The following is a 21,658-nucleotide window of genomic DNA, read 5'->3' on the forward strand; positions in this document are numbered from 1 at the left end:
AGAGGCGGGCGATGCGCCGGTCGACGGCGCGGCGCACCGAGCGCAGGACGAGCGCGGCGGCCCAGGCGGCGCCGGCCCAGCTCGCGGTGCGGACGCTGCTGCGGGCGACGCGGCGCCGCCGCCCGCGGAACTCGCGGATGGGCCAGCCGACGTCCTGCGCGTGGCGGCGCAGGCGGGCGTCCGGGTTGATGGGGCACGGGTGCCCCACGGCCTCCATCATCGTCACGTCGTTGAGCGAGTCGCCGTACGCGTACGACGCCTCGAGGTCGATGTCCTCGCGCTCGGCGAGCGCCCGCACCCCGGCGGCCTTGGCGCGGCCGTGCATCATGTCGCCGACGAGCCGTCCCGTGTAGAAGCCGTCCTCGTGCTCCGCGACGGTGCCGAGCGCGCCCGTCGTCCCGAGCCGGCGCGCGATGAGCTCGCCGATCTCGACGGGGGTCGCGGAGACGAGCCACACCTGGTGCCCGGCCGCGAGGTGCTCGTCGAGCAGGCGGCGCGTGCCGGGGTAGATGCGCAGCGACAGGACGGTGTCGTAGACCTCCTCGCCGATCGCGGTGACCTCGGCGACGGAGCGCCCGGCGATGAGCGCGAGCGCGCGCGACCGGATGCGGTCGATCTGCTGCTTGTTCTCGCCGAACACGAGGTACCGGGCCTGGTGCACGGCGAAGCGCACGATGTCGAGCGTCGAGAAGAACTCGCGCTGGTATAGGGCGCGCGCGAGGTGGAACGACGAGGCGCCGCGGATGATCGTGTTGTCGACGTCGAAGAACGCGGCGGTGCGGTGCGGCGGACCGGGGGCGCGCGCGGGCGCCTCCTCGGGGAGCGTCGGCCGGGAGGTCGGGTCGGGGCCCGGGCCGGGAGACGTCGCCATGCCTCCACTCTAGGCGGTCGGGCTGCCGGGGCCTCGTACCCTGGGAGGCGTGAGCACCTCCGACGCCCCCGCCCCCGTCCTGCTGTTCGGTCGCGCGGGCTGCCACCTGTGCGACGACGCGCGGACGGTCGTCGAGGCCGTGTGCGCCGACGCGGGCGTCGCGTGGGCGGAGGTCGACCTGGACGCGCCGGGCACGGACCCGGCCCTGCGCCAGCAGTACGGGGAGTACGTGCCGGTCGTCACGGTCGGCGGGGTGCAGCAGGGTTTCTGGCGCGTGGACGCGCGCCGGCTGGCGCGTGCGGTGGCCCGGATTTCGGCGCCGCGCGCGGACCTGGGATGATTCCTCCCGTGGAGCGTGACCGTCGACGAGGACGGTCCCTGGACGACGGAGTGACGGTGGCTGAGCAGGTAGTCGGTGAGGTGACGGCGCCGGGGATCCCGAGCGCGACGGTGGCGCGGCTCCCGTCCTACCTGCGCGCGCTGCGGGACCTCGTGGCGCGGGGCGTCGGGACGACGTCGTCGGTCGAGCTCGCGGAGCTGTCCGGCGTGGGCCCGGCCCAGCTGCGCAAGGACCTGTCGTTCCTCGGCTCGTTCGGCACGCGCGGCGTGGGCTACGACGTCGACTCGCTGGCGCAGTACATCACCGAGGCCCTGGGCCTCGTCGACGAGCACCGCATCGCGATCGTCGGGATCGGCAACCTGGGGCACGCGCTCGCGAACTACTCGGGCTACGAGCAGCGCGGCTTCCACGTGGCGGCGCTCCTCGACGCGTCGCCGGACGTCGTCGGGACGCGGGCCGCGGGCCTCGTCGTCGAGCACGTCGACGCGCTCGAGGAGGTCGTGGAGCGCGAGAAGGTGTCGATCGTCGTCCTCGCGACGCCCGCGGCGCACGCCCAGGCGGTCGCGGACCGCGTGGTCGCGGCGGGGGTGCGCGAGATCCTCAACTTCGCGCCGCGCGCGCTCCAGGTCCCGGCGGACGTCGACGTGCGCGGCGTCGACGTGGGCAGCGAGCTGCAGATCCTCGCGTTCCACTCGCAGGCCCGCGCCCTCGCGGCGTCGCAGGAGCGCTGAGCGGCCCCGGCGTCCGGACCCGGGGACGACGAAGGGCCGCGTGCCGGTGCACGCGGCCCCTCGGGGCGGCTCCCCTGCCGGAGGGTGCCGGTCTCGCCCGGGACGTGCCCGGGACGACGGTCAGGCCTGCTTGATGGCCGAGACGTCGAGCGCGATCTTGATCTTGTCGCCGACGAGCACGCCGCCGGTCTCGAGCGCGGCGTTCCAGGTGAGGCCGAACTCCTTGCGCGAGATCTCGGTGGTCGCCTCGAAGCCGGCGCGCGGGTTGCCGAACGGGTCGGTCGCGGTGCCCGCGAACTCCGTCTCGAGCTCGACCGGCTTGGTGACGCCGTTGATCGTCAGGTCGCCGGCCACGACGTAGTCGTCGCCGTCGCCCGTGATGCGCGTCGACGTGAACGTCCACGTCGGCTTGTTCTCCGCGTCCCAGAAGTCGGCGCTGCGCAGGTGGTTGTCGCGGTTCTCGTCGCCCGTGCTCACGGACGCGGCGTCGAGCTGGGCGGTCACGGACGTCGACTCGAGGTCGTCGCCGACGGTGATCGTGCCGTCGGTGATCGCGAGGGTGCCGCGGACCTTCGAGATCCCGGCGTGGCGGACGGTGAACGACGCCTGCGAGTGCGACGCGTCGAGGGCGTAGGTACCGGTCGTGAGGCCGGCGGGCAGCGACGAGGCCATGGGTGCTCCTGCGGGTGGTCGGGGTCCGGGCGGACCAAGTGGTTGAACGTTCAACTTCGGAACGAGCGTATCAACAGCACCCCTCGGTCCGTCTATTCCCGTGGGGTGGAACAATGTTCCGACGCCCCCACGCCCCCGACCGCCCCCGCACCGCCGAGGACCCATGACCCGCAACGACGTCGACACCCCGACGGCGAGCACCGTCCGCACCCCCGCAGCCCCCGCCGCCGAGCCGCGCTGGCTCGACGCGGAGCAGCAGCGCCTGTGGCGCGCGTACCTCGACGGGACCGTGCGCTTCATCGAGGCGCTCGGCCGTGACCACGAGGAACGGTCCGAGGTGTCGCTCAACGAGTACGAGCTGCTCGTGCGCCTCTCCGAGAGCCCCGACCACACGCTGCGCATGTCGGCGCTCGCGGACGGGCTCGCCCGCTCGCGCAGCCGCGTGACGCACACCGTCGCGCGCATGGAGGCGCGCGGCCTGGTCCGGCGCTCCGCGAGCTCGGGCGACCGCCGCGGCGTGAACTGCGCGATGACGAGCGAGGGCTACCGCGTGCTCGTCGCGTCGGCGCCCGCCCACGTCGCGGCCGTGCGCCGGTACCTCGTCGACGTGCTCACGCCGGAGCAGTTCCGCGCGCTGGGCGAGGCGATGGCGGCCGTCGCGGAGGCGTGCAAGGCCGACCGCGACGCCTGACCACCCGTCCCGGCCCGTCGCGCCGGCCCGCGGTGGCGTGCGCCCGCCCCGAGTGCGGGACACTGGTGGGCATGGTCTCCACCATCGTCCACCTCCTGCGCCACGGCGAGGTCCACAACCCCGACGGCGTCCTCTACGGCCGGATCCCCGGCTACCACCTCTCCGAGCGCGGCCACGAGATGGCCCGCCGCGTCGCCGCGCACCTCGCGGGCGAGCCCGGGCCCGACGGCACGTCGCGCCCCCGCGCCGACCTCACGGTCGTCGTGGCCTCGCCGCTGCAGCGCGCGCAGGAGACCGCGACGCCCGCCGCCGAGGCGTTCGGTCTCGAGCTGGGCACGGACGAGCGGCTCATCGAGGCCGCGAACCACTTCGAGGGCAAGACCTTCGGCGTCGGGGACGGCTCGCTGCGGCACCCGCAGCACTGGCCCTACCTGTGGAACCCGTTCCGCCCCTCGTGGGGCGAGCCGTACGTGGAGCAGGTCGCGCGCATGCGGGCCGCCGTCGCCGACGCGCGGGACAAGGCGGCCGGGCACGAGGCGCTGCTCGTCAGCCACCAGCTCCCGGTGTGGCTCACGCGCCTGAGCTTCGAGAACCGCCGGCTCTGGCACGACCCGCGCAAGCGCGAGTGCTCGCTCGCGTCGCTCACGTCGCTGCACTTCGAGGACGACCGCCTGGTCGGCCTCCACTACACCGAGCCGGTCGCGGACCTCCTCCCGGGCGCGGCGACCGTCTCCGGGGCGTGACGTCGGTCATGTCCAGCGCTGTCGCCACGGCCGTCGCGTCCGAACTGCACGGTTCGGGCGTGGCGGAGGTCACGTCTCTCAGGTCCCGTTCAGGAAGCGCGGGCAGGGTGCGTCCCGTGATGCCGTCGTGACCGCCGACTCGCGCGCGCGTGCCGCGCGCCCCCTCTCCGTCGAGGCGCGGGCCGTTGCCCTGCCGTCGCGTCGGCGACCCGTGCGCCGTGCGCTGACGGGCGCCGTCGTGCTCGCCGCGACCCTCGGTCTCGCGGCGTGCGCGCAGGACTCCGGCGCCTCGACCGACGTCGTGGGGCAGGGCTTCGTCTCGGGCGACGGGTCGGTCCGCACGTGGGACGCCGACGAGCGCGGCGACGTCGTCGCGCTCACGGGCACGGACTACGAGGGCGAGCAGGTCGACACGAGCGCGTGGCTCGGGGACGTCGTCGTGCTCAACACCTGGTACGCGGCGTGCGCGCCGTGCCGGGCCGAGGCGCCCGACCTCGTGGCGCTCGCCAACGACCGCGCCGACGACGGCGTGCAGGTGCTCGGGATCAACACGACCGACGAGGCGGGCGCCGCCCAGGCGTTCCAGCGCCGGTTCGACGTCCCCTACCCGTCGATCGACGACCGTTCCGGCGAGGTCGTTGCGGCGCTCTCGGGCACCGTCCCGCTCCAGGCCGTGCCGTCCACCGTCGTGCTCGACCGCGAGGGCCGCGTCGCGGCGCGCGTCATCGGGCTCGTCGAGGGCTCGACGCTCACCGCCCTGGTCGACGACGTCCTCGCCGAGAGCTGACCGTGCCCGTCCTCACGCCCCTCGCCGCCGCGGTCCCCGCGGCCGCCGCGTCGAGCATCGGCGACACCTTCGCGACGACCGTGTGGAGCGGCTCGATGCTGCTCGCGGTGCCCGTCGCGGTCATCGCGGGCCTCGTCTCGTTCGCGTCCCCGTGCGTGCTGCCGCTGGTGCCGGGGTACGTCGGCTACGTCTCGGGCATGGCCGCGGCCACCACCGGCGACGGGGGCAAGGCGTCCCGGGGCACGACGACGGCCACGCGGGTCGCGGCACCGAGCCGGGGCCGCGTGCTCGCGGGCGTCGGGCTGTTCGTCGCCGGGTTCACGCTCGTGTTCGTGGCGCTCATGTTCGCCGCGGGCGCGATCGGCGTGCACCTGGTCCGCTGGGAGGACGTCATCACGCGCGTGCTCGGCGTGGTCGTCATCCTCATGGGCTTCGCGTTCCTCGGCGCGCTGCCCTTCCTCCAGCGCGAGCGGCGCCTGCACGTGAGCCCGCAGGCCGGGCTGTGGGGGGCGCCGCTGCTCGGCATCGTGTTCGGGCTCGGCTGGACCCCGTGCCTCGGCCCGACGCTCGTCGCCGTCCAGGCGCTGTCGCTCAGCGAGGCGTCGGCGGGGCGCGGCGCGATCCTCGGCGTCGCGTACTGCCTCGGGCTGGGCGTGCCCTTCCTCCTCATCGCGCTGGGGCTGCAGAGCTCGCAGCGCATGCTCGGGTTCCTGCGCCGGCACCGTCTCGCGATCATGCGGATCGGCGGCGGGCTGCTGGTGCTCATCGGTCTGGCGCTGGTCACGGGCCTGTGGACGACGTGGACGACGTCGCTGCAGGGCTGGATCGGCGGATACGTGACGGTGGTGTGAGATGAGCCGGCGGACCGGGGAGCCCGGGAACAGCGAGCAGGCCGAGCAGGCCGGCACGACCGTGCGGACGGGCTACCGCCCCGAGGGCATCGACGACGCGTTCTCCGCGGGCGACGGCCCGGGGGAGCGGACGCCGTCGGGCGGGAAGGGCGGCGCGGGAGGCGACGGCGGCCCGGCGCTCCCGTCGCTCGGGTGGCGCGGTGCGCTGCGCTGGACGTGGCGCCAGCTCACGAGCATGCGCGTCGCGCTCATGCTCCTCATGCTGCTCGCGGTCGCCGCGGTGCCCGGCTCGGTCCTGCCGCAGCGCCCGCAGGACCCGGCGGCGGTGCTGCGCTACCTCCAGGAGAACCCCACCACGGGGGAGTGGCTCGACCGTCTCGGCTTCTTCGACGTCTACGCGTCGGTGTGGTTCTCGGCGATCTACATCCTGCTGTTCGTCTCGCTCGTCGGGTGCATCCTGCCGCGGACGAAGGCGCACCTGCAGGCGCTGCGCTCCCGCCCGCCGCGCACGCCCCGCCGCTTCGACCGGTTCCCCGCGCAGGGCCGCGCCGTCACGGACGCGACGCCCGACGAGGTCGTCGAGGCGGCGAGCACGCACCTGCGCGGACGCCTGTCCTGGCTCCCGACCTTCCGCGTCGACACCGGCGCCGAGGACGCGACGCCCGCCCGCGGACGCGCCGCCGCCCGGCCCGCCGCGCGGACGGTCTCCGCGGAGCGCGGGTACCTGCGCGAGACCGGGAACCTGCTGTTCCACCTGTCCCTCGTCGGGCTGCTCGTCGCGGTCGCGACCGGCCAGCTCCTGCACTACCGCGGCCAGGCCATCGTCACCGAGGGCCGCGGGTTCGCGAACGCGGTCGTCGACTACGACACGTTCGAGAACGGCGCCTGGTTCCGCCCGTCGTCGCTCGTCCCGTTCTCCATGACGCTCGACGCGTTCGAGTCGGAGTTCGCGGCCGACGCCGCCGCGTTCGCCCAGTCGCGCGACTTCACGGCGTTCGTCACGGTGCGCGACCCCGACGGCGCCCATCACGAGGAGACCATCAAGGTCAACCACCCGCTCACCGCGGGCGGCGCGAAGATCTACCTCCAGGGCAACGGGTTCGCGCCCGAGGTCACGGTGCGCGACGCCGACGGCGAGACCGCGTTCTCGGGCCGCGTGCCGTTCCTCCCGGAGGACACGATGTACACGTCGCGCGGCGTCATCAAGGTGCCCGACGTCTCGGACGGCCTCGACCAGATCGGCCTCGTCGGGTACTTCCTGCCGACGGCCGAGATCAGCGAGGACGGCGAGACGGCGGCCTCGATCTACCCGCAGCCCATCAACCCGCTCCTCGTGCTCGAGGTGTACCGGGGCGACCTGGGCCTCGACGAGGGCCTGCCCCAGAACGTCTACCGCCTCGACACCGACGACCTCACGCCGTCGGTCGACGAGGACGGCGAGCGCGTGAAGATCCTCGTCGCGCCCGGCGAGACCGTCGACCTCCCCGACGGGCTCGGCACCATCACGTTCGACTCCCTGCCGCGCTACGTGGCCCTCGACCTGCGGCACGACCCGTCGCTGACGTGGGTGCTCGTCTTCTCGCTCGGCGCCCTGCTGGGCCTCGCCGTCTCCCTCTTCACGCCCCGCCGCCGCGTCTGGGTGCGCGCGTGGCGCGAGGAGGTGCCCGGCACGGGCGACGACGACGCCCCGCGCGAGCGGACCGTCGTCGCCGTCGCGGGGCTCGCCCGGGGCGACGACGCCGGGCTGCAGGGCGAGGTCGACTCGCTTCTCGCCGCGCTCCCGGGCGTGGCACCATCGGACGAGGGCGACCTCACCTCGTCGCCGGGGCGTGCCCCGGCGGACGGCACCCGCCCCACCGGGCGTCCCGCACAGGACCCGACCTCGCGCGACCGCGCACGAAAGGCTGACCGATGACCCTCGCCGAGCTGAGCCAGGACCTCGTCTGGGCCGCAGCGACCGCGCTGACCGTCGCGCTCGTCGCGTTCGCGATCGACCTCGCGCGCCTCGCGGGCCGCGCGGACCTCGAGCGTGCCGACGCCCGGGCCGGGGCGCGCGAGCGCTCCGCGGACCGCGCCGAGGTGCTCACCGCCGCGGGTGCCTCGTCGGCCTCCCCGTACGGGCCCGGCACGACGGACGCCGCCGACGCGGACCCGGCGGACGCCGCGCCGCCGTCGCGCAAGGCCGCGAACATCGGCGTCTCGCTGACGTGGCTCGGTACCGCGCTGCTGCTCGTCGCGATCGTCACGCGCGGCGTCGCGGCCGGGCGCACCCCCTGGGCCAACATGTACGAGTTCACGCTCGTGGGCACGTTCGTCGCGCTCGCGGCGTTCCTCGCCGTCTCCCTCAAGCGCGACGTGCGCTTCCTGGGCTCGTTCGTCACGGGGCTGTCGGTCCTGTTCCTCGTGCTCGCCCAGAACGCGTTCTTCGTCGTCGCGACGGGCGTGCAGCCGGCGCTCCAGTCCTACTGGCTCGTCATCCACGTCGGGGTCGCGATCATCGCGACGGGCATCTTCACCGTCGCGTTCGTCACCTCGGTGCTCCAGCTCCTGCGCGACTCGCGCGACTCGGGCAACGCGTTCCTCGGGGCCCGCGGGTGGCGCTGGCTCGACTCGACGCCGGGCGCGCTCCAGCTCGAGGCCCTGAGCTTCCGGCTCAACGCGGTGGCGTTCGTGCTGTGGACGTTCACGATCATCGGCGGGGCGATCTGGGCCGAGCACGCGTGGGGCCGCTACTGGGGCTGGGACCCCAAGGAGGTCTGGAGCTTCGTCGTCTGGATCGTCTACGCGGCCTACCTGCACGCGCGCACGACCCGCGGGTGGTCCGGCCGCCGCGCGGCGTACTTCGTGATCGTCGGCTACGCGTGCGTGCTCTTCAACTTCACCGGCGTCAACCTGCTGTTCAACGGCAAGCACTCGTACTCGGGCCTCAACCCGGGCGACTGACCCACCGCTGCGCAGCACCACGACGCGGCGCGGCACGACGAAGGGGGCCGCCGTCCGATCGGACGGCGGCCCCCTTCGTCATGCTGCGGGCTGGGTGGCGCGAGCCTCGTGGTGCTGCGGGCTGGGTGGTGCGAGCGTCGTGGTGCTGCGGGCTGGGTGGTGCGAGCGTCGTGGTGCTGCGGGCTGTGCGGTGCGAGCGGCGTGGTGTCGCGGACTCGGCGGTGCGAGCCTCGTCGTGGCGGGAGACTCGGGTCGCGCCAGGTGCCTCAGCGCGTCGCGTCGTCGCCGTCCTCCGAGGGGTTGCTCGCGCCGGGGCGGCGCGCGTCGCCGTCGTCGGTGCGGTCGTCCCCGGGGGTCGCGCCCGTGGCCGGAGCGTCGTCGGCGGGCGCCGGGGAGTCGTCGCGTGCCTGGCGGCGCTGCTGCTGCTCGAGCCGCCAGAGGAACTCGGGGTCGTCGTCGGGCGCGACGGGCGCGTTGCGCCGACGCCGCGCGCCCCCGGGGGCCGAGCCGGGGCCGGGGCGGCCGGCGGGGCGGGAGCGCGCCCCGGACCGCGACGCCGAGCGCTTGACGAGGATCCACGCGATGGGGCCGAGGAACGGCAGGAGGATGATGAGCACGACCCACAGCCCCTTGGGGATGCCGCCGCGTTCGTCCTCGTCGCTCGAGGCGAGGTCGACGAGCGCGTAGACGGCGAGACCGACGGCGAGCAGCGGGAGCAGGACGCGGAGCATGGCTCCAGCCTACGGGCCGTACCCTGGAGTCGTGCCTGTCGTCGTCTACTCCGTCCTGCGTCTGCTCCTCTTCGCGGTGGCGCTCGGCGCCCTCTGGTTCGCCGGCCTGCGCGGCTGGCTGCTCGTGCTCGTCGCGGCCGCCGTCGCGCTCATGCTGTCGTACCTGACGCTGAGCAAGCCCCGCGAGGCGGCCTCGCGCTACCTCGCCGCCCGGGCCGAGCACCGCGCCCGCACGGGCGAGCGGTTCTCCCGGGAGATCGAGGACGACGCGGCTGCCGAGGACGCGGCCGTCGACGGCGCCGCGGCTGCCGCCGGGTCCGCGGACCCCGCCGCGGTGGACAGGACGTCCAGCCCCCAGGCCGAGGCCGACGCGACCGGCCGCCCGGGCGCCTCCCCGGCGCGCTGACCGACCGGGGGCGCCGGAGCCGGCCCGGCCGGGCCCGCCCCCGCGCAGACCCCGCCGGGGCAGAGCCCGCCGACCCCGAGCGGGTCCGCGCTCAGAGCGCCAGCCCGACCCCCAGCAGGACGCCGTAGCCGAGCTCGAACAGGCCGGTGCCCGCGAGCACCGGGACGAGCAGCGGACCGCGCGCACCCGCGACCACCGGGACGGTGAGGAGCGCGGCGGGCAGCAGGAGCACGAGCGTGCCGAGCGCCCACGGCGACGCGAACGCGCACACCACCGCCAGCAGGAGCGGCACCCAGATCATCGCGACGTAGGCGCGGCGCGCCCGGAAGTCGCCGAGCCGCACCGCGAGCGTGCGCTTGCCCGCGACGACGTCGGTCGGGATGTCGCGAATGTTGTTGACCATGAGGATCGCGCACGCGAGCAGCCCGACGGCGACCGCGCCGACCGCGGACGGCCAGGTGACGACCCCGGCCTGCGTGTAGGTGGTGCCGAGCGTCGCGACGAGGCCGAAGAACACGAACACCCCGACCTCGCCGAGGCCGCGGTAGCCGTAGGGGTTGCGTCCGCCCGTGTAGTACCAGGCGGCGAGGATCGCGACGGCACCGACCGCCAGGAGCCACCAGTGGCCCGTGACCGCGCACAGGACGAGGCCCAGCACGCCCGCGACGCCGAACGCAGCGAACGCCGCGGCGCGCACCTGCGCGGGCCGCGCGAGGCCGGACGCGGTGAGCCGCAGCGGGCCGACGCGGTCGAGGTCGGTGCCGCGCACGCCGTCCGAGTAGTCGTTGGCGTAGTTCACGCCGACCTGGAGCGCGAGCGCGACCCCGAGGGCGAGCAGCGCGGGCCAGAACGCGAACCCGTCCACCTGGGCCGCGGCGCCGGAACCCACGATGACGGGCGTCGCGGCGGCAGGGAGGGTGCGCGGGCGTGCGCCCGCGACCCACTGGGTGGTGCTGGCCATGGTGCTCCGTCTCGGTCGTGCGTCTCGGGTCGTGCGGCGCGGTCGTGCCGGGGGTGGCCCGGCCGGCTCAGCCGGGCGGGGTGCGCCCGTGCCCGACGGCGATCCGGGCCACCGCGGCGCGGTCCACCTTGCCGGGCCCGCGCCGGGGGAGGTCCGGGACCACGAGCACGCGGCGGGGTGCGGCCGCCCGCTCCAGCCTATCCGCGACGCGGCCCCGCACGGCGGCGACGAGGTCGGGCGGTGCGCTCGTCGCGCCCCCGGCGCCCCCGGCGCCCACCGTGCTCGCCGTGCCCGCGGTGCCCACCGTGCTCACTGCGCCCGCCGTGCCCGCCGTGCCCGCCGTGCTCACGGTGCCCGACGTGCCCGCCGCGGCACCGTCGTCGTGCGGCGCGCCCGCCAGCGTGACGACCGCGACGACCTCCTGGCCCCACTCCGGGTGCGGCACCCCGACGACGCACGCCTCCCCGACGCCCGCGACCTCGCCGACCACGGCCTCGACCGCGGCGGGGGCGACGTTCACGCCGCCCGTGACGATCACGTCGTCCGCGCGGCCGAGGACGGTGAGCACCGGCGCGTCCGCGGGGCCGTCGAGCCGCCCGAGGTCGCTCGTGCGGAACCAGCGCGTGCCGTCGTCGTCGGTGCGGAACGCGGCGGCGGTCGCGTCCGGCTCCCCGAGGTAGCCGTGCGCGAGGAACGGGCCGGAGAGCTCGACGACGCCCGCCCCCTCGCCCTCGGTGTCACCGGCCGGGACCAGCCGGACGCGCGCGCCCGGGAGGGGGACGCCGTCGTACACGCAGCCTCCGCACGTCTCCGTCATGCCGTACGTGGTGACGACGCGCGCCCCCGCGGACCGCGCGCGGCGCAGCAGCGCGGGCGGCGTCGCGGCGCCGCCGAGGAGCACGGCGTCGAGCGAGCGGAGCGCGTCGAGGCCCGCGGCGCCGTCGGCGGACCCGGCGTCGGCCGCCTCGACGAGGCGGTGGAGCTGGGTCGGGACGAGCGAGACGTACCGCCGCTCGCCGCGCGGGGTGCGCGCGACGAGCGCCGCGAACCCGCCGGGGGTGAAGGGCTCGCCCGCGGGCGCGACCGTGAGGCCCCGCCCCGCGGCGTGGGCCCGCGCGACGACCTGCACCCCCGCGACGTGCGTCGGGGGCAGCGTGAGGAGCCAGTGCCCGGGGCCGCCCAGCCGCTCGTGCGTCGCGGCGCCCGACGCGCGCAGGGCGTCGGCACCGAGCAGCACCTCCCGGGGCGCGCCCGTCGAGCCCGACGTGCGCAGCACGAGCGCGGTGCCCGCGGGCACGTCGCCCGAGGTCGGCCCGGAGCCCTGGGGGCGGGGGAGCAGCGGGACGGGCGCGACGGGCGGGCCGTCGCCGTCGAGCGCGGCCCCGACCGCCGCGACGAGGGCGTCCAGATCGGCGGGGACGACGGCGCGGTTCACCGGATCAGCCTAGGTCGGGTCGTACCGTGGCCGAGGACACAGGTCCGTCGTGGTGCCGGCACGGGCAGGGGCCCCGGGCCGTCGGGAGGTCGAGGGTGACGAGGACGGGACGAGGAGTCCGGGGGAGCGCGCTCGCCGCGGTTGTGGTGGCGGCGGTGGTCGCGCTCGCCGGGTGCGCGGGCGAGCCGGCGACGCCGAGCACCACGACGGTCGAGCCCGACGCGTCGGGCACCAAGGAGGTGCCCCCGACGCCGGACGTCCCCCTCGTGTGGCCGCTCACGGGCGTCGCGGCCGACGAGGTCGCGGACCGGCCGGCGCTCGCGGTGAAGATCGAGAACGCGCCCCAGGCGCGCCCGCAGACCGGGCTCGAGCAGGCGGACGTCGTCTGGGAGGAGGTCGTCGAGGGCGGCATCACCCGCTTCGTCGCCGTCTTCCACTCGCAGGTGCCGCAGAGCGTGGGCCCCGTCCGCTCGGTGCGGCCGATGGACCCGGCGATCGTCGCTCCGCTGCACGGCGTCCTCGCGTACACCGGCGGGCAGCAGCCGTTCATCGACGCCTTGGGTGCCGCGGGCGTCCAGTCGGTCGTCATGGACGAGGGCGACGACGGCTTCACGACCACGCGCGCGCGGCGCGCCCCGCACAACGTGTACGGCAGCCCGGAGGCGTTCTGGGCCCAGGCCGACGGCGACCGCACGTCCCCGCCGCCCGCGCAGCTCGTGTTCGCCCGCGAGCCCGGGACGGCGACCGCGACGGTCGCGGGCGACGCGGCGACCCGGCTCGACGTGCGTCTCACGCACGCGAGCCGCGCGGTGTGGGAGTGGGACGGCGGCGAGGGCCGCTACGTGCGCAGCGAGGGCGACCGCCCGGCCGTCTCCGCGGACGAGGTGCGGCTGTCGGCGACGAACGTCGTGCTGCTCGCCGCGACGATGGTGGACACGCGGTTCAAGGACCCTGCGGGGGTGGCCGTCCCCGAGACGCAGCTCGTCGGGACGGGCAAGGGTGTCGTCGCGAGCGGCGGCAAGCAGGTCGCGGTGACGTGGTCCAAGGAGGGCGTCGAGGCCCCGCTCGTGCTCACCGACGCCGACGGCGCACCCGTCGAGCTCGAGCCGGGCGCGTCGTGGATCGAGCTCGTGCCCACGGGGTCCGGGAGCTGGACGGTGGGCTGACCCTCCGCCGTCGGGCGGACGGCGTCCTCCCCACGGCGTACGTCCGCTCCGCCCCGAGGGGGACCGTCCGCCGCGCAGGTCGAGCCGCGGGGCCGACGCGCGGGAGGGGTCCCGGGCGGCACCGTGGAGTCATGGCAACCGTCGTCCCGCACCCCGTCCACCCGTCCCAGCCCCGCACCCCGTCGGAGGGCACCCCGCAGCGCCCGGCCCCGACCTCGCTGCCGCCGTCGTACGCGCCGCGCACGTCGCGCGACGACGAGCCGGGCGCCGCCCGCTCGGCCGTCCCGGTCGTCGTCTCGGTCGGGCTCCTGTTCGGCCTCGCCGTCGCGGCGGCGTTCGTCGGTCGCGGCCTCCTCGAGATGCTGACGAGCCTCGTCGGCGGCTCCTGAGCCGCGGCCGTCAGAACGCGTAGCCGAAGCGTCCCCAGTCCGGGTCGCGACGCTCGAGGAACGCGTCGCGCCCCTCGACGGCCTCGTCCGTCATGTACGCCAGCCGCGTCGCCTCGCCCGCGAAGACCTGCTGCCCCATGAGCCCGTCGTCCGCGAGGTTGAACGCGAACTTCAGCATCCGGATCGCCTGCGGCGACTTCGTCGCGATCACGCGGGCGTACTCGATCGCGAGCGCCTCCAGGTCCGCGTGGTCCGCGACCTCGTTGACCGCGCCCCACTCGTACGCGTCCTGCGCGGAGTACTCCCGCGCGAGGAAGAAGATCTCCCGCGCGCGCTTCTGGCCCACCTGCCGCGCGAGGTACGCCGAGCCGTAGCCACCGTCGAACGACCCGACGTTCGCGTCGGTCTGCTTGAACCGCGCGTGCTCGCGGCTCGCGATCGACAGGTCCGCGACGACGTGCAACGAGTGCCCGCCGCCCGCGGCCCAGCCGTTGACGACCGCGACCACGACCTTCGGCATCGTCCGGATGAGCCGCTGCACCTCGAGGATGTGCAGGCGCCCCGCGCGGCCCGGGTCGACGGCGTCGCGCGTGTGCACGTCGCCGCCGCCGTCGGGCGCGGTCGTGTACTGGTACCCGGAGCGCCCGCGGATGCGCTGGTCGCCGCCCGAGCAGAACGCCCACCCGCCGTCCTTCGGCGAGGGCCCGTTGCCCGTGAGGAGCACGGTCCCGACGTCCGACGTCATGCGCGCGTGGTCGAGGACGCGGTACAGCTCGTCCACGGTGTGGGGCCGGAACGCGTTGCGCACCTCGGGCCGGTCGAACGCGACGCGGACCACGGGCAGGTCCCGCACGACGGCGCCGTCGGCGTCGCGCTCGACGCCGCGGTGGTAGGTGAGGTCGGTGAGCTCCTCGAAGCCGTCGACCTCGCGCCAGGCGCGGGGGTCGAACGTCTCGGAGACCTGGCGGGGGAGGGCGTGCTCCCGGCGGGCGGGGGCGCGGCTCGCGTCGTCGGGCACGGCGGGGGTGGGGTCAGTGCTGCTCACGCCCGCCACGGTAGCCGGTGCGCGAGCGGGCGGCGTGCGCGCGCCGGGGCGAGGCCCAGCACGAGGCCCGCCCCGACGACGAGCGTCCCGACGACCGACCGCGCGCTCGGCTCCTCGAACCCGAGCACGACCGACGCGACGAGCGCCGCCACGGGCAGCAGGCCGGCGAACAGCCCGGCGCGCGCGGGCCCGATCGTCGCGAGCCCGGAGTACCAGAGGAGGAACGCGACGGCCGTGACGACGACGGCGAGGTACGCGAGCGCGGCGAGCTCGGCGCCGTCGGGCACCGCGAGGAACGGGCTCCCCGACACCTGCTGCCGCACCAGCCCGAGCACGGCGAGCTGTGGCACGGCGAGGACGCACGCGTAGGCGGACACGCGCAGCGCGCCGAGCGTCGGCAGGAGGGGGACGGCGAGGAGCGAGAAGCACACCTCGCACGCGAGCGCGCCGAGCGCGAGCGCGACGCCGACGGGGTCGCCCGCGCCGCCGCCCTCCACGACCACGATCCCGGCGGTCACCACGACGGCGGCCGCGAGGGTGCGGACCGCGAGCCGTCGGGCCCGTAGCGCCCCCGCGGCCGCGAGGACGACGGGCGAGGCGCCCACGACGGCCCCGACGAGCGACGGGTCGGCGCGGCCCGCGCTCTCGACGACGAGGACGCTGAAGCCGACGAGCCCCGTGGCCGCGAGCGCGGTCAGGCGCCCGAGCGCGCGCGGCGAGGGGAGCACCCAGGGGACCCGGCGCACGGCGAGGACGGCGAACAGGACGAGCGCGGCGACGGCGTAGCGCGCGGCCTGGCCGCCCAGCACCGGGAACCCGGCGAGGGCGGCGGACGCGACGAACGACGAGCCGACGATCGCCATGCCCGCGGCGCAGCGCAGGTCGCCGGTCCGCAGGCTGCCGGGACGCTCGGGTGCGGGTGTCATGCCTCGACGGTAGGAGCGTCGTGGACCAGGGTGCAGGGCCAGGTCGTGCCTGGTTCACTGGGCCAGATGACGACCCGGCTCGCGCCCGAGGCCCTCCTGCTCGTGCTCGCCCCGCGCCCCGCGCGCGACGTCGGCCGCTGGTTGCAGGACGGCCTGCGCGCGGCCGTCGTCGAGGGGCGGGTCGCGGCGGGCACGGTCCTGCCGTCGGGCCGGGACGCCGCCGTCGCGCTCGGGCTCTCGCGCGGCACGGTGACGACGGCGATCGACGTGCTCGTGGGCGAGGGGCTGCTCGTGTCCCGGCCGCGGTCGGGCGTCGTCGTCGCGGCGCTCCCCGCGGCGCCGTCCCCCCGAGGGGCACCGCCCGCACGGGGCCCGGGGACCGAGAGCACCCGGCACGGCACGGCGGGCCCCCGGCCCGTGAGCGTCGGGACCCCGGACCCGGCGCTGTTCCCCCGGGCGGCGTGGGCGCGCGCGGTCCGCGACGGCGTCCGCGGGCTCGCGGACGCCGACCTCGGCTACCCGGACCCCCAGGGCCTGCCCGCGCTGCGCGAGGCGCTCGCGGAGCACCTGCGCCGCAGCCGCGGCGCGCACGTGACCGCGCACGACGTCGTCGTGGTGAGCGGCGTCGCCCAGGCGCTCGCGCTGCTCGCGCGGCTGCTCGCCGCGGGCCGGGTGGCGCCCGGGCCGGGGCCACGGCCAGGGACAGGGACAGGGCCCGTCACGGTCGCCGTCGAGGACCCGTCGTCGCGGGGCGCGCTCGAGCTCCTGCGCGACGCGGGGACCCGGCCCGCGGGCGTGCCCGTCGACGCCGACGGGCTGCGGACCGACCTGCTCCCCGAGGACGCGCGCGCCGCGCTCGTGACGCCCGCGCACCAGTTCCCGCTCGGCGTCGTGCTCGCCCCGGCGCGCCGTCGTGCGCTGCTCGCGTGGGCCGCCGCGGGGGACCGCCTCGTGCTCGAGGACGACTACGACGCCGAGCTGCGCTACGACCGTCGGCCCGTGGCATCGGTGCAGCCCCTGGACCCCGAGCGGGTCGTGCTCCTCGGCTCCGTCTCCAAGCTCCTGTCGCCCGCGCTGCGGCTCGGCTGGGTCGTCGCGCCGCCGCGCGTCGTCGGGCCGCTCGTCGAGGCCAAGCGCCACGCCGACCTCGGCACGTCCGTCCCCGAGCAGGCGGCGCTCGCGGCGCTCCTCGGCTCGGGCGCGTACCAGCGGCACCTGCGCCGGGCCCGGGTCGTCTACCAGCGGCGGCGCCGCGCGCTGCTCGCCGCGCTCGGCGAGGCCCTGCCCGGCGTCACGGTCGGGGGCGTCGCGGCGGGTCTCCACCTCGTCGTCCCGCTCCCCGGCCCGGCGGCCGAGGACGCGGCGGTCGACGGGCTGCGCGCGGCCGGCGTCCCCGTCGAGCCGCTGAGCGGGACGGGCGTCGAGCGCGCCGAGCCGACCGAGCACGGCGTGGTCGTCGGCACGGCGCGCGTGCGCGAGCCCGACGTCGCGCGCGTCGTCGACGCGCTGCGGGCGGCGGGCGCGGGACGCCTGCCCGCCTGACGAGCGCGCGGCCGGTGCCCTACGGTGTGCGGGTGGGGACGACGCCGACCGAGACCGCCGACCGACGACCCGCACCGCGGCGCCAGGCGCGCGGTGTCGCGCGCCGGGACGCGATCGTCCGCGCCGCCGCGGACCTCATCCTCCAGGACGGCCCCGCGGCGGTGACCCACCGCGCCGTCGCGACGCGCGCCGACGTCCCGCTCGCGGCCACCACCTACTACTTCACCGGCCTCGACGACCTCATGGGCGCGGCCGGCGAGCTCATCGTCACCGGGTGGGCGGAGCACGCGCACGGCGCCGCGGAGCGCGCGGCGCGCGGCGGGGACCGGGCCCGGGAGGACGCGCGCGTCCTCGTCGACGCCGTCCTGCCGCCCGGCGGGGAGAGCGAGCTGCGGGGCTTCTACGAGCACCTCGTCGGCGCGGGCCGCTACCCGGCGCTCGCCCGGGCCTACGGGAAGGGTCGGCAGGGGCTGGACGACGCCGTCGCGCAGCTCCTCGCCGTGCGGGGCCTCGGCCACGTCGCGGCGTCGCTCCTCGTCGCGGTCGTCGACGGCGCCGCCGTGAGCGCGCTGAGCGAGGGCCGCGACGTGCGAGCGCTCGCGGTCCGCCTCGTCGGCGAGCTCGTGGCACCCGGACCGCGCTGAGGTCGGGCGCCGCCGCCGGGTAGCCTCGCGGCCCATGACCCGACGCCCGTCCACCGCCCGACCCGCCCTGCGCGACCGCCTCGTCCCCGAGACCACCCGGACCCTCGTCTCGACCGTCGTCGCGCTCGTGACCGGTCCGGTCGTCGTGCTCCTCGCGGAGGGCCCGCTCGGCCTCGACGACCGCACCGTGCCCGTTGCGGCGGGCCTCCTCGTGTGGGTCGTGCTCGCCGGGCTCTCGTGCACGCTGACGTGCGTCGCGTTCGCCGGGCGCCGCGGCCCCGAGCTCGAGCGGGCCCTGCTGCGCGCGCACCCCGACGGGCGCGGCCGCGTCCGCACGCTGCTCCTCGGCGGCGGGTCGACGGCGTGGTCCGTCCAGTTCGCGGTCATGGCGCTGCTCGTCGGGTTCGCGCTCGCGCAGGGTGTCGCGTGGGCCGCGGCCCCCGCGCTGACCGTGCTCGGCGTCGCGGTCATCGTCGTGTCGTGGGTCGCGGTGCTCGTGTCCCACTCCGTGCACTACGCCCGCCGCGACGTCGCGGCGGGCGACGGCCTCGGGTTCGCGTTCCCCGGCGAGGGGCCGCGCGCCTACGCCGACTACGTGTACCTCGCCGCGGGCGTGAGCACGACCTTCTCGACCGCCGACGTCACGGTGCTCGACTCCGTCACGCGCCGGAAGGTCACGACCCACGCCGTCGTCGCGTTCGCGTTCAACGCCGTGATCGTCGCGCTCGTCGTCGTGGTGCTCGTCAACGCGTGAGGGCCGCGCGCCGCGGCCGTGCCCGCGTCGGTGCCGCGGGCCGACGACGACGCGTGGCATAGCCTGGGCGCGTGCCCGACTCCCGCGCCGTCGTCTACCGCACCCGACTCACCACCCGGTTCCGCGGGCTCGACGCGCGCGACGGCGTCCTCCTGCGCGGAGACGCCGGCTGGGGCGAGTTCTCGCCCTTCTGGGACTACGACGACGCCGAGTCCGCCTCCTGGCTGCGCGCCGCGCGCGAGGCGGCCGACGACGGCTGGCCCGCCCCCGTCCGCGATCGGGTCCCCGTGAACGTGACCGTCCCCGCGGTCGGGCCGGACCGCGCCCGGGAGCTCGTCGCCGCGTCCGGCGGGTGCCGCACCGCCAAGGTCAAGGTCGCGCAGCGCGGGCCCGACGGCGCGCTCGAACCCCTCGACGCCGAGGTGGCGCGTCTCGAGGCCGTGCGCGACGCGCTCGGCCCGGGCGGTCGGGTGCGCGTCGACGCGAACGGCGCCTGGGACCCCGACGAGGCGCTGCGCCGCCTCCCGCACCTCGACCGCGCGGCGGGCGGGCTCGAGTACGTCGAGCAGCCGTGCCCCGACGTCGCCGGCCTCGCGGCCGTGCGGCGCGGCCAGCGGGGCGACACCGCCGTGCCCGTCGCCGCGGACGAGTCGATCCGGCGCGCCGAGGACCCGCTCGCCGTCGTGCGCGCGGACGCGGCCGACGTCGTGGTGCTCAAGGTGCAGCCGCTCGGCGGCGTGCGCGCGTGCCTCGATCTCGCCGAGCAGGTGCGGCTGCCCGTCGTCGTGTCGTCGGCGCTCGAGTCGTCGGTCGGCATCGCCGCGGGCGTCGCGCTCGCCGCCGCGCTCCCCGCGCTGCCGTACGCGTGCGGCCTCGCGACCGTGAACCTGTTCGCCGCCGACGTCGTGGCCGCGCCGCTCGTGCCCGTCGACGGGGCCCTGCCGGTGGCCCGCCCCGCGCCGAGCGCGGAGGCGCTCGCGGCGACTGCGCCCGACCCGGGCACCGACCGGCGGTGGCGCGCGCGGCTCGACCGCGTCGCCGGCCTCGTGGCCGCCGGGAGCGTGCGATGAGCGCCGCCCTCGACCCGCTGCTGGACGGCCTGGACGCGCAGCCGCCCGCGGTGCGCACCGCGTTCGCGCTCGTGCACCGCCTCGCGCTCGAGGGAGTCGCGGACGTCGTGCTCGCCCCCGGGTCGCGCAGCGCTCCGCTCGCGTACGCGCTCGCGGCGGCGGCCGACCTCGGCCACCTCACGCTGCACGTGCGCGTCGACGAGCGAGCGGCCGGGTTCCTCGCCGTCGGGCTCTCGCGCGGCGCGGGCCCGCTCGTGCGCGGCGGCGTCGCGCTGCCCCGTCCCGTCGCGGTCGTCACGACGTCCGGGACGGCCGTCGCTAACCTGCACCCCGCGGTGCTCGAGGCGCACCACACGGGCGTCCCGCTCGTGCTCCTCACCGCCGACCGGCCGCACGAGCTGCGCGGCACGGGCGCGAACCAGACGACCCACCAGGCCGGGATCTTCGGCCCCGCGACGCGGTTCGCCGCGGACGTCCCGGCGCCCGACGGCCGCCCGGGCGAGGTCCGCGACCTCCTCGCCGTCGCGGCGCGCGCGCTCGCCGAGGCCGTGGGCGCACGCTCGGGGCACCCCGGTCCGGTGCACCTCGACCTCGCCTACCGCGAGCCGCTCGTGCCCGTCGGCCTGCCCGGCACTCCTCCCGCTGCCGCGCTCGCTGGGCCCACCGCCCCCGCCGCCCTCGATCCGGACCTCCCGGGTGTCCGCCCGGTCGTCGTCGTGCCGGCCGCCCCCGCGGCCGTGCCGACCGCCGTCGCGCCGGGCGACGTCACGGAGCCGCTCGGCACGCCGGTCGCCCCCGTCGCGCTGCCGGTGCCCGGCGAGCGGACGGTCGTCGTCGCGGGCGACGGCGCGGGCCCCGTCGCGCGCGACCTCGCCGAGGCGCGCGGTTGGCCGCTGCTCGCCGAGCCGTCGTCCGGGGCGGCGGGCGGTCGGCGTCTCGTCGTCGCGCACCCGCTCGTGCTCGGGGTCGACGCGCTCGTGGACGACGTGGAGCACGTCGTCGTGCTGGGGCGGCCCACGCTCTCGCGGCCGGTGCAGCGGCTCCTCGGGCGCGGGGACGTCGCGGTGACCGTCGTGGCTCCGGGCTCGCGCCCCTGGCCCGACGCCGCGCGCAACGCCTCGACCGTGCTCCCCGTGGTGCCCGCGGGGTGGCTCGAGCCCGCGTCCGCCACGGGCTGGGCCGAGCGCTGGCAGGCGGCGTCGGCCGCGGCGGCGGCCGTCGTCGCGGCGGCGACCGACGGGGCCCGGACCGACGGGCCGAGCGTCGCGCGCGCGGTCGCCGCGGCGGGCGGCCCGGACGACCTGCTCGTGGTCGGCTCGTCGAGCCCCGTGCGCGACCTGGGCCTCGTGCTCGGCCTCGACGGGCCCGGCCCGCGCGTGCTCGCCAACCGCGGGCTCGCGGGCATCGACGGGACCGTGTCGACGGCGCTCGGCGCGGCCCTCGCGACGGGTCGTGGCCACCGGCGCACCCGCGCGCTGCTCGGCGACCTCACCTTCCTCCACGACGTCGGCGGGCTGCTGCGCGGACCCGACGAGCCGCACGCGGACCTCCAGCTCGTCGTCGTGAACGACGACGGCGGCGCGATCTTCGCGGGGCTCGAGCCCGGGGCGCTGGGGGAGTCGTCCGAGGGCGCGCGCCGCACGTTCGAGCGCGTCTTCGCGACGCCGCACGGCGCGCACCTCGCGCCGCTGTGCGCGGGGTACGGGGTGGACCACCAGCTCGTCCAGGACGTCCCCTCGCTGCGGCACGCGCTCGCGGCACCGAGCCACGGCGTCCAGGTCCTCGAGGTGCGTGTCGGGCGCGCGGAGCGTCGTCGCGACGGCCTGCTCCTGGCGGACGACGTCCAGGCGGCGGTGCGTGCGGCGCTGTCCTCGGGCGGCTGAGGGGCGCGGAAAAACTCGCAGCAGACTCCCAGGTTCGTTCAAGCGTCGTTCAAGCGCGGCGGTGTGAAGTAGTGGGC

23 protein-coding genes are annotated in these 21,658 nt (G+C 76.9%); 16 read left to right on the top strand and 7 right to left on the bottom strand.

Annotation, left to right across the window (positions count from 1 at the left end; genetic code table 11):
- Positions 1–871 (bottom strand): HAD family hydrolase (locus ACPCUX_RS17310; protein WP_076403236.1); only part of this gene is annotated, 871 nt, incomplete at its 3' end.
- A gap of 49 nt (positions 872–920) precedes the next feature.
- Between ACPCUX_RS17310 and ACPCUX_RS17315 the strand changes: the two genes are divergently transcribed.
- On the top strand, positions 921–1,211 hold the full coding sequence (locus ACPCUX_RS17315) for a glutaredoxin family protein (RefSeq protein WP_423389261.1): 291 nt from the start codon (positions 921–923) through the stop codon (positions 1,209–1,211).
- 56 nt (positions 1,212–1,267) lie between these two features.
- Entirely contained in the window at positions 1,268–1,942 is a 675-nt protein-coding gene (locus tag ACPCUX_RS17320) for a redox-sensing transcriptional repressor Rex (RefSeq protein WP_021482510.1), read from the top strand.
- A gap of 120 nt (positions 1,943–2,062) precedes the next feature.
- Here the strand turns inward: ACPCUX_RS17320 and ACPCUX_RS17325 are convergent, their stop codons facing one another.
- A complete protein-coding gene (locus ACPCUX_RS17325) occupies positions 2,063–2,614 on the bottom strand; it encodes a YceI family protein (RefSeq protein ID WP_043655749.1) in 552 nt (183 codons plus the stop codon).
- 163 nt (positions 2,615–2,777) lie between these two features.
- Between ACPCUX_RS17325 and ACPCUX_RS17330 the strand changes: the two genes are divergently transcribed.
- From ACPCUX_RS17330 to ccsB, 6 genes are all read left to right on the top strand, one after another.
- Positions 2,778–3,305 carry a MarR family winged helix-turn-helix transcriptional regulator gene (locus tag ACPCUX_RS17330; protein WP_082774794.1) on the top strand — a complete coding sequence of 176 codons (528 nt, stop codon included), beginning with the start codon at positions 2,778–2,780 and terminating at the stop codon, positions 3,303–3,305.
- Between the two features lie 71 nt (positions 3,306–3,376).
- Complete coding sequence (locus ACPCUX_RS17335) at positions 3,377–4,048, top strand: histidine phosphatase family protein (protein ID WP_043655743.1); 672 nt, start codon at positions 3,377–3,379, stop codon at positions 4,046–4,048.
- A 211-nt stretch (positions 4,049–4,259) separates the two neighbouring features.
- Positions 4,260–4,835, top strand: a complete 576-nt coding sequence (locus ACPCUX_RS17340) for a TlpA family protein disulfide reductase (RefSeq protein ID WP_061269150.1) — start codon at positions 4,260–4,262, stop codon at positions 4,833–4,835.
- A gap of 56 nt (positions 4,836–4,891) precedes the next feature.
- Positions 4,892–5,686, top strand: a complete 795-nt coding sequence (locus tag ACPCUX_RS17345) for a cytochrome c biogenesis CcdA family protein (RefSeq protein WP_423389273.1) — start codon at positions 4,892–4,894, stop codon at positions 5,684–5,686.
- 1 nt (position 5,687) lies between these two features.
- Complete coding sequence (resB, locus tag ACPCUX_RS17350; protein WP_423389262.1) at positions 5,688–7,601, top strand: cytochrome c biogenesis protein ResB; 1,914 nt, start codon at positions 5,688–5,690, stop codon at positions 7,599–7,601.
- Positions 7,598–8,629 carry a c-type cytochrome biogenesis protein CcsB gene (gene ccsB / locus ACPCUX_RS17355; RefSeq protein WP_137281580.1) on the top strand — a complete coding sequence of 344 codons (1,032 nt, stop codon included), beginning with the start codon at positions 7,598–7,600 and terminating at the stop codon, positions 8,627–8,629. The genes resB and ccsB overlap by 4 nt, the downstream gene beginning before the upstream one ends.
- Positions 8,630–8,895: 266 nt before the next feature.
- Here the strand turns inward: ccsB and ACPCUX_RS17360 are convergent, their stop codons facing one another.
- A complete protein-coding gene (locus ACPCUX_RS17360; RefSeq protein ID WP_086149005.1) occupies positions 8,896–9,360 on the bottom strand; it encodes a PLD nuclease N-terminal domain-containing protein in 465 nt (154 codons plus the stop codon).
- 31 nt (positions 9,361–9,391) lie between these two features.
- Here ACPCUX_RS17360 and ACPCUX_RS17365 point away from each other — a divergent pair, with 31 nt between their 5' ends.
- Positions 9,392–9,766: a DUF4229 domain-containing protein gene (locus ACPCUX_RS17365; RefSeq protein ID WP_206158445.1), complete on the top strand. Its 375-nt coding sequence runs from the start codon at positions 9,392–9,394 to the stop codon at positions 9,764–9,766.
- A 91-nt stretch (positions 9,767–9,857) separates the two neighbouring features.
- Here the strand turns inward: ACPCUX_RS17365 and ACPCUX_RS17370 are convergent, their stop codons facing one another.
- Both ACPCUX_RS17370 and ACPCUX_RS17375 read right to left on the bottom strand, forming a co-directional pair.
- Positions 9,858–10,727 carry a 1,4-dihydroxy-2-naphthoate polyprenyltransferase gene (locus tag ACPCUX_RS17370; RefSeq protein ID WP_043660717.1) on the bottom strand — a complete coding sequence of 290 codons (870 nt, stop codon included), beginning with the start codon at positions 10,725–10,727 and terminating at the stop codon, positions 9,858–9,860.
- 67 nt (positions 10,728–10,794) lie between these two features.
- A complete protein-coding gene (locus ACPCUX_RS17375) occupies positions 10,795–12,162 on the bottom strand; it encodes an AMP-binding protein (RefSeq protein WP_423389263.1) in 1,368 nt (455 codons plus the stop codon).
- Between the two features lie 155 nt (positions 12,163–12,317).
- Here ACPCUX_RS17375 and ACPCUX_RS17380 point away from each other — a divergent pair, with 155 nt between their 5' ends.
- Positions 12,318–13,328 carry a DUF3048 domain-containing protein gene (locus ACPCUX_RS17380; protein ID WP_423389264.1) on the top strand — a complete coding sequence of 337 codons (1,011 nt, stop codon included), beginning with the start codon at positions 12,318–12,320 and terminating at the stop codon, positions 13,326–13,328.
- A gap of 131 nt (positions 13,329–13,459) precedes the next feature.
- Positions 13,460–13,717: a hypothetical protein gene (locus tag ACPCUX_RS17385; protein ID WP_034655574.1), complete on the top strand. Its 258-nt coding sequence runs from the start codon at positions 13,460–13,462 to the stop codon at positions 13,715–13,717.
- A 10-nt stretch (positions 13,718–13,727) separates the two neighbouring features.
- Here ACPCUX_RS17385 and ACPCUX_RS17390 read toward each other — a convergent pair whose 3' ends face one another.
- Both ACPCUX_RS17390 and ACPCUX_RS17395 read right to left on the bottom strand, forming a co-directional pair.
- Complete coding sequence (locus ACPCUX_RS17390; protein ID WP_423389274.1) at positions 13,728–14,735, bottom strand: 1,4-dihydroxy-2-naphthoyl-CoA synthase; 1,008 nt, start codon at positions 14,733–14,735, stop codon at positions 13,728–13,730.
- 23 nt (positions 14,736–14,758) lie between these two features.
- Complete coding sequence (locus ACPCUX_RS17395; protein WP_423389265.1) at positions 14,759–15,688, bottom strand: DMT family transporter; 930 nt, start codon at positions 15,686–15,688, stop codon at positions 14,759–14,761.
- A 66-nt stretch (positions 15,689–15,754) separates the two neighbouring features.
- Here ACPCUX_RS17395 and ACPCUX_RS17400 point away from each other — a divergent pair, with 66 nt between their 5' ends.
- The 5 genes from ACPCUX_RS17400 (at position 15,755) to menD (ending at position 21,581) form a co-directional block, all read left to right on the top strand.
- Complete coding sequence (locus tag ACPCUX_RS17400) at positions 15,755–17,230, top strand: PLP-dependent aminotransferase family protein (protein ID WP_423389266.1); 1,476 nt, start codon at positions 15,755–15,757, stop codon at positions 17,228–17,230.
- Between the two features lie 32 nt (positions 17,231–17,262).
- On the top strand, positions 17,263–17,874 hold the full coding sequence (locus ACPCUX_RS17405; protein WP_051028633.1) for a TetR/AcrR family transcriptional regulator: 612 nt from the start codon (positions 17,263–17,265) through the stop codon (positions 17,872–17,874).
- 34 nt (positions 17,875–17,908) lie between these two features.
- Positions 17,909–18,628 (top strand): DUF1345 domain-containing protein, encoded by a 720-nt coding sequence (locus tag ACPCUX_RS17410; protein WP_423389267.1) that lies wholly within the window; start codon positions 17,909–17,911, stop codon positions 18,626–18,628.
- 71 nt (positions 18,629–18,699) lie between these two features.
- Positions 18,700–19,698 carry an o-succinylbenzoate synthase gene (locus tag ACPCUX_RS17415; RefSeq protein ID WP_423389268.1) on the top strand — a complete coding sequence of 333 codons (999 nt, stop codon included), beginning with the start codon at positions 18,700–18,702 and terminating at the stop codon, positions 19,696–19,698.
- Positions 19,695–21,581, top strand: a complete 1,887-nt coding sequence (menD, locus tag ACPCUX_RS17420) for a 2-succinyl-5-enolpyruvyl-6-hydroxy-3-cyclohexene-1-carboxylic-acid synthase (protein WP_423389269.1) — start codon at positions 19,695–19,697, stop codon at positions 21,579–21,581. The genes ACPCUX_RS17415 and menD overlap by 4 nt, the downstream gene beginning before the upstream one ends.
- Positions 21,582–21,658 lie beyond the last annotated feature (77 nt).

The sequence above is a fragment of the Cellulosimicrobium sp. AB352 genome, from assembly GCF_049538415.1.
GTDB classification, from domain to species: Bacteria; Actinomycetota; Actinomycetes; order Actinomycetales; family Cellulomonadaceae; genus Cellulosimicrobium; species Cellulosimicrobium funkei.

Bases quoted from the DNA above. Each gene is read 5' to 3' on its own strand.
- ACPCUX_RS17325 (WP_043655749.1), bottom strand. From the start codon at position 2,614: ATGGCCTCGTCGCTGCCCGCCGGCCTCACGACCGGTACCTACGCCCTC.
- ACPCUX_RS17330 (WP_082774794.1), top strand. From the start codon at position 2,778: ATGACCCGCAACGACGTCGACACCCCGACGGCGAGCACCGTCCGCACC.
- ACPCUX_RS17335 (WP_043655743.1), top strand. From the start codon at position 3,377: ATGGTCTCCACCATCGTCCACCTCCTGCGCCACGGCGAGGTCCACAAC.
- resB (WP_423389262.1), top strand. From the start codon at position 5,688: ATGAGCCGGCGGACCGGGGAGCCCGGGAACAGCGAGCAGGCCGAGCAG.
- ccsB (WP_137281580.1), top strand. From the start codon at position 7,598: ATGACCCTCGCCGAGCTGAGCCAGGACCTCGTCTGGGCCGCAGCGACC.
- ACPCUX_RS17360 (WP_086149005.1), bottom strand. From the start codon at position 9,360: ATGCTCCGCGTCCTGCTCCCGCTGCTCGCCGTCGGTCTCGCCGTCTAC.
- ACPCUX_RS17370 (WP_043660717.1), bottom strand. From the start codon at position 10,727: ATGGCCAGCACCACCCAGTGGGTCGCGGGCGCACGCCCGCGCACCCTC.
- ACPCUX_RS17385 (WP_034655574.1), top strand. From the start codon at position 13,460: ATGGCAACCGTCGTCCCGCACCCCGTCCACCCGTCCCAGCCCCGCACC.
- ACPCUX_RS17395 (WP_423389265.1), bottom strand. From the start codon at position 15,688: ATGACACCCGCACCCGAGCGTCCCGGCAGCCTGCGGACCGGCGACCTG.
- ACPCUX_RS17400 (WP_423389266.1), top strand. From the start codon at position 15,755: ATGACGACCCGGCTCGCGCCCGAGGCCCTCCTGCTCGTGCTCGCCCCG.
- ACPCUX_RS17410 (WP_423389267.1), top strand. From the start codon at position 17,909: ATGACCCGACGCCCGTCCACCGCCCGACCCGCCCTGCGCGACCGCCTC.
- menD (WP_423389269.1), top strand. From the start codon at position 19,695: ATGAGCGCCGCCCTCGACCCGCTGCTGGACGGCCTGGACGCGCAGCCG.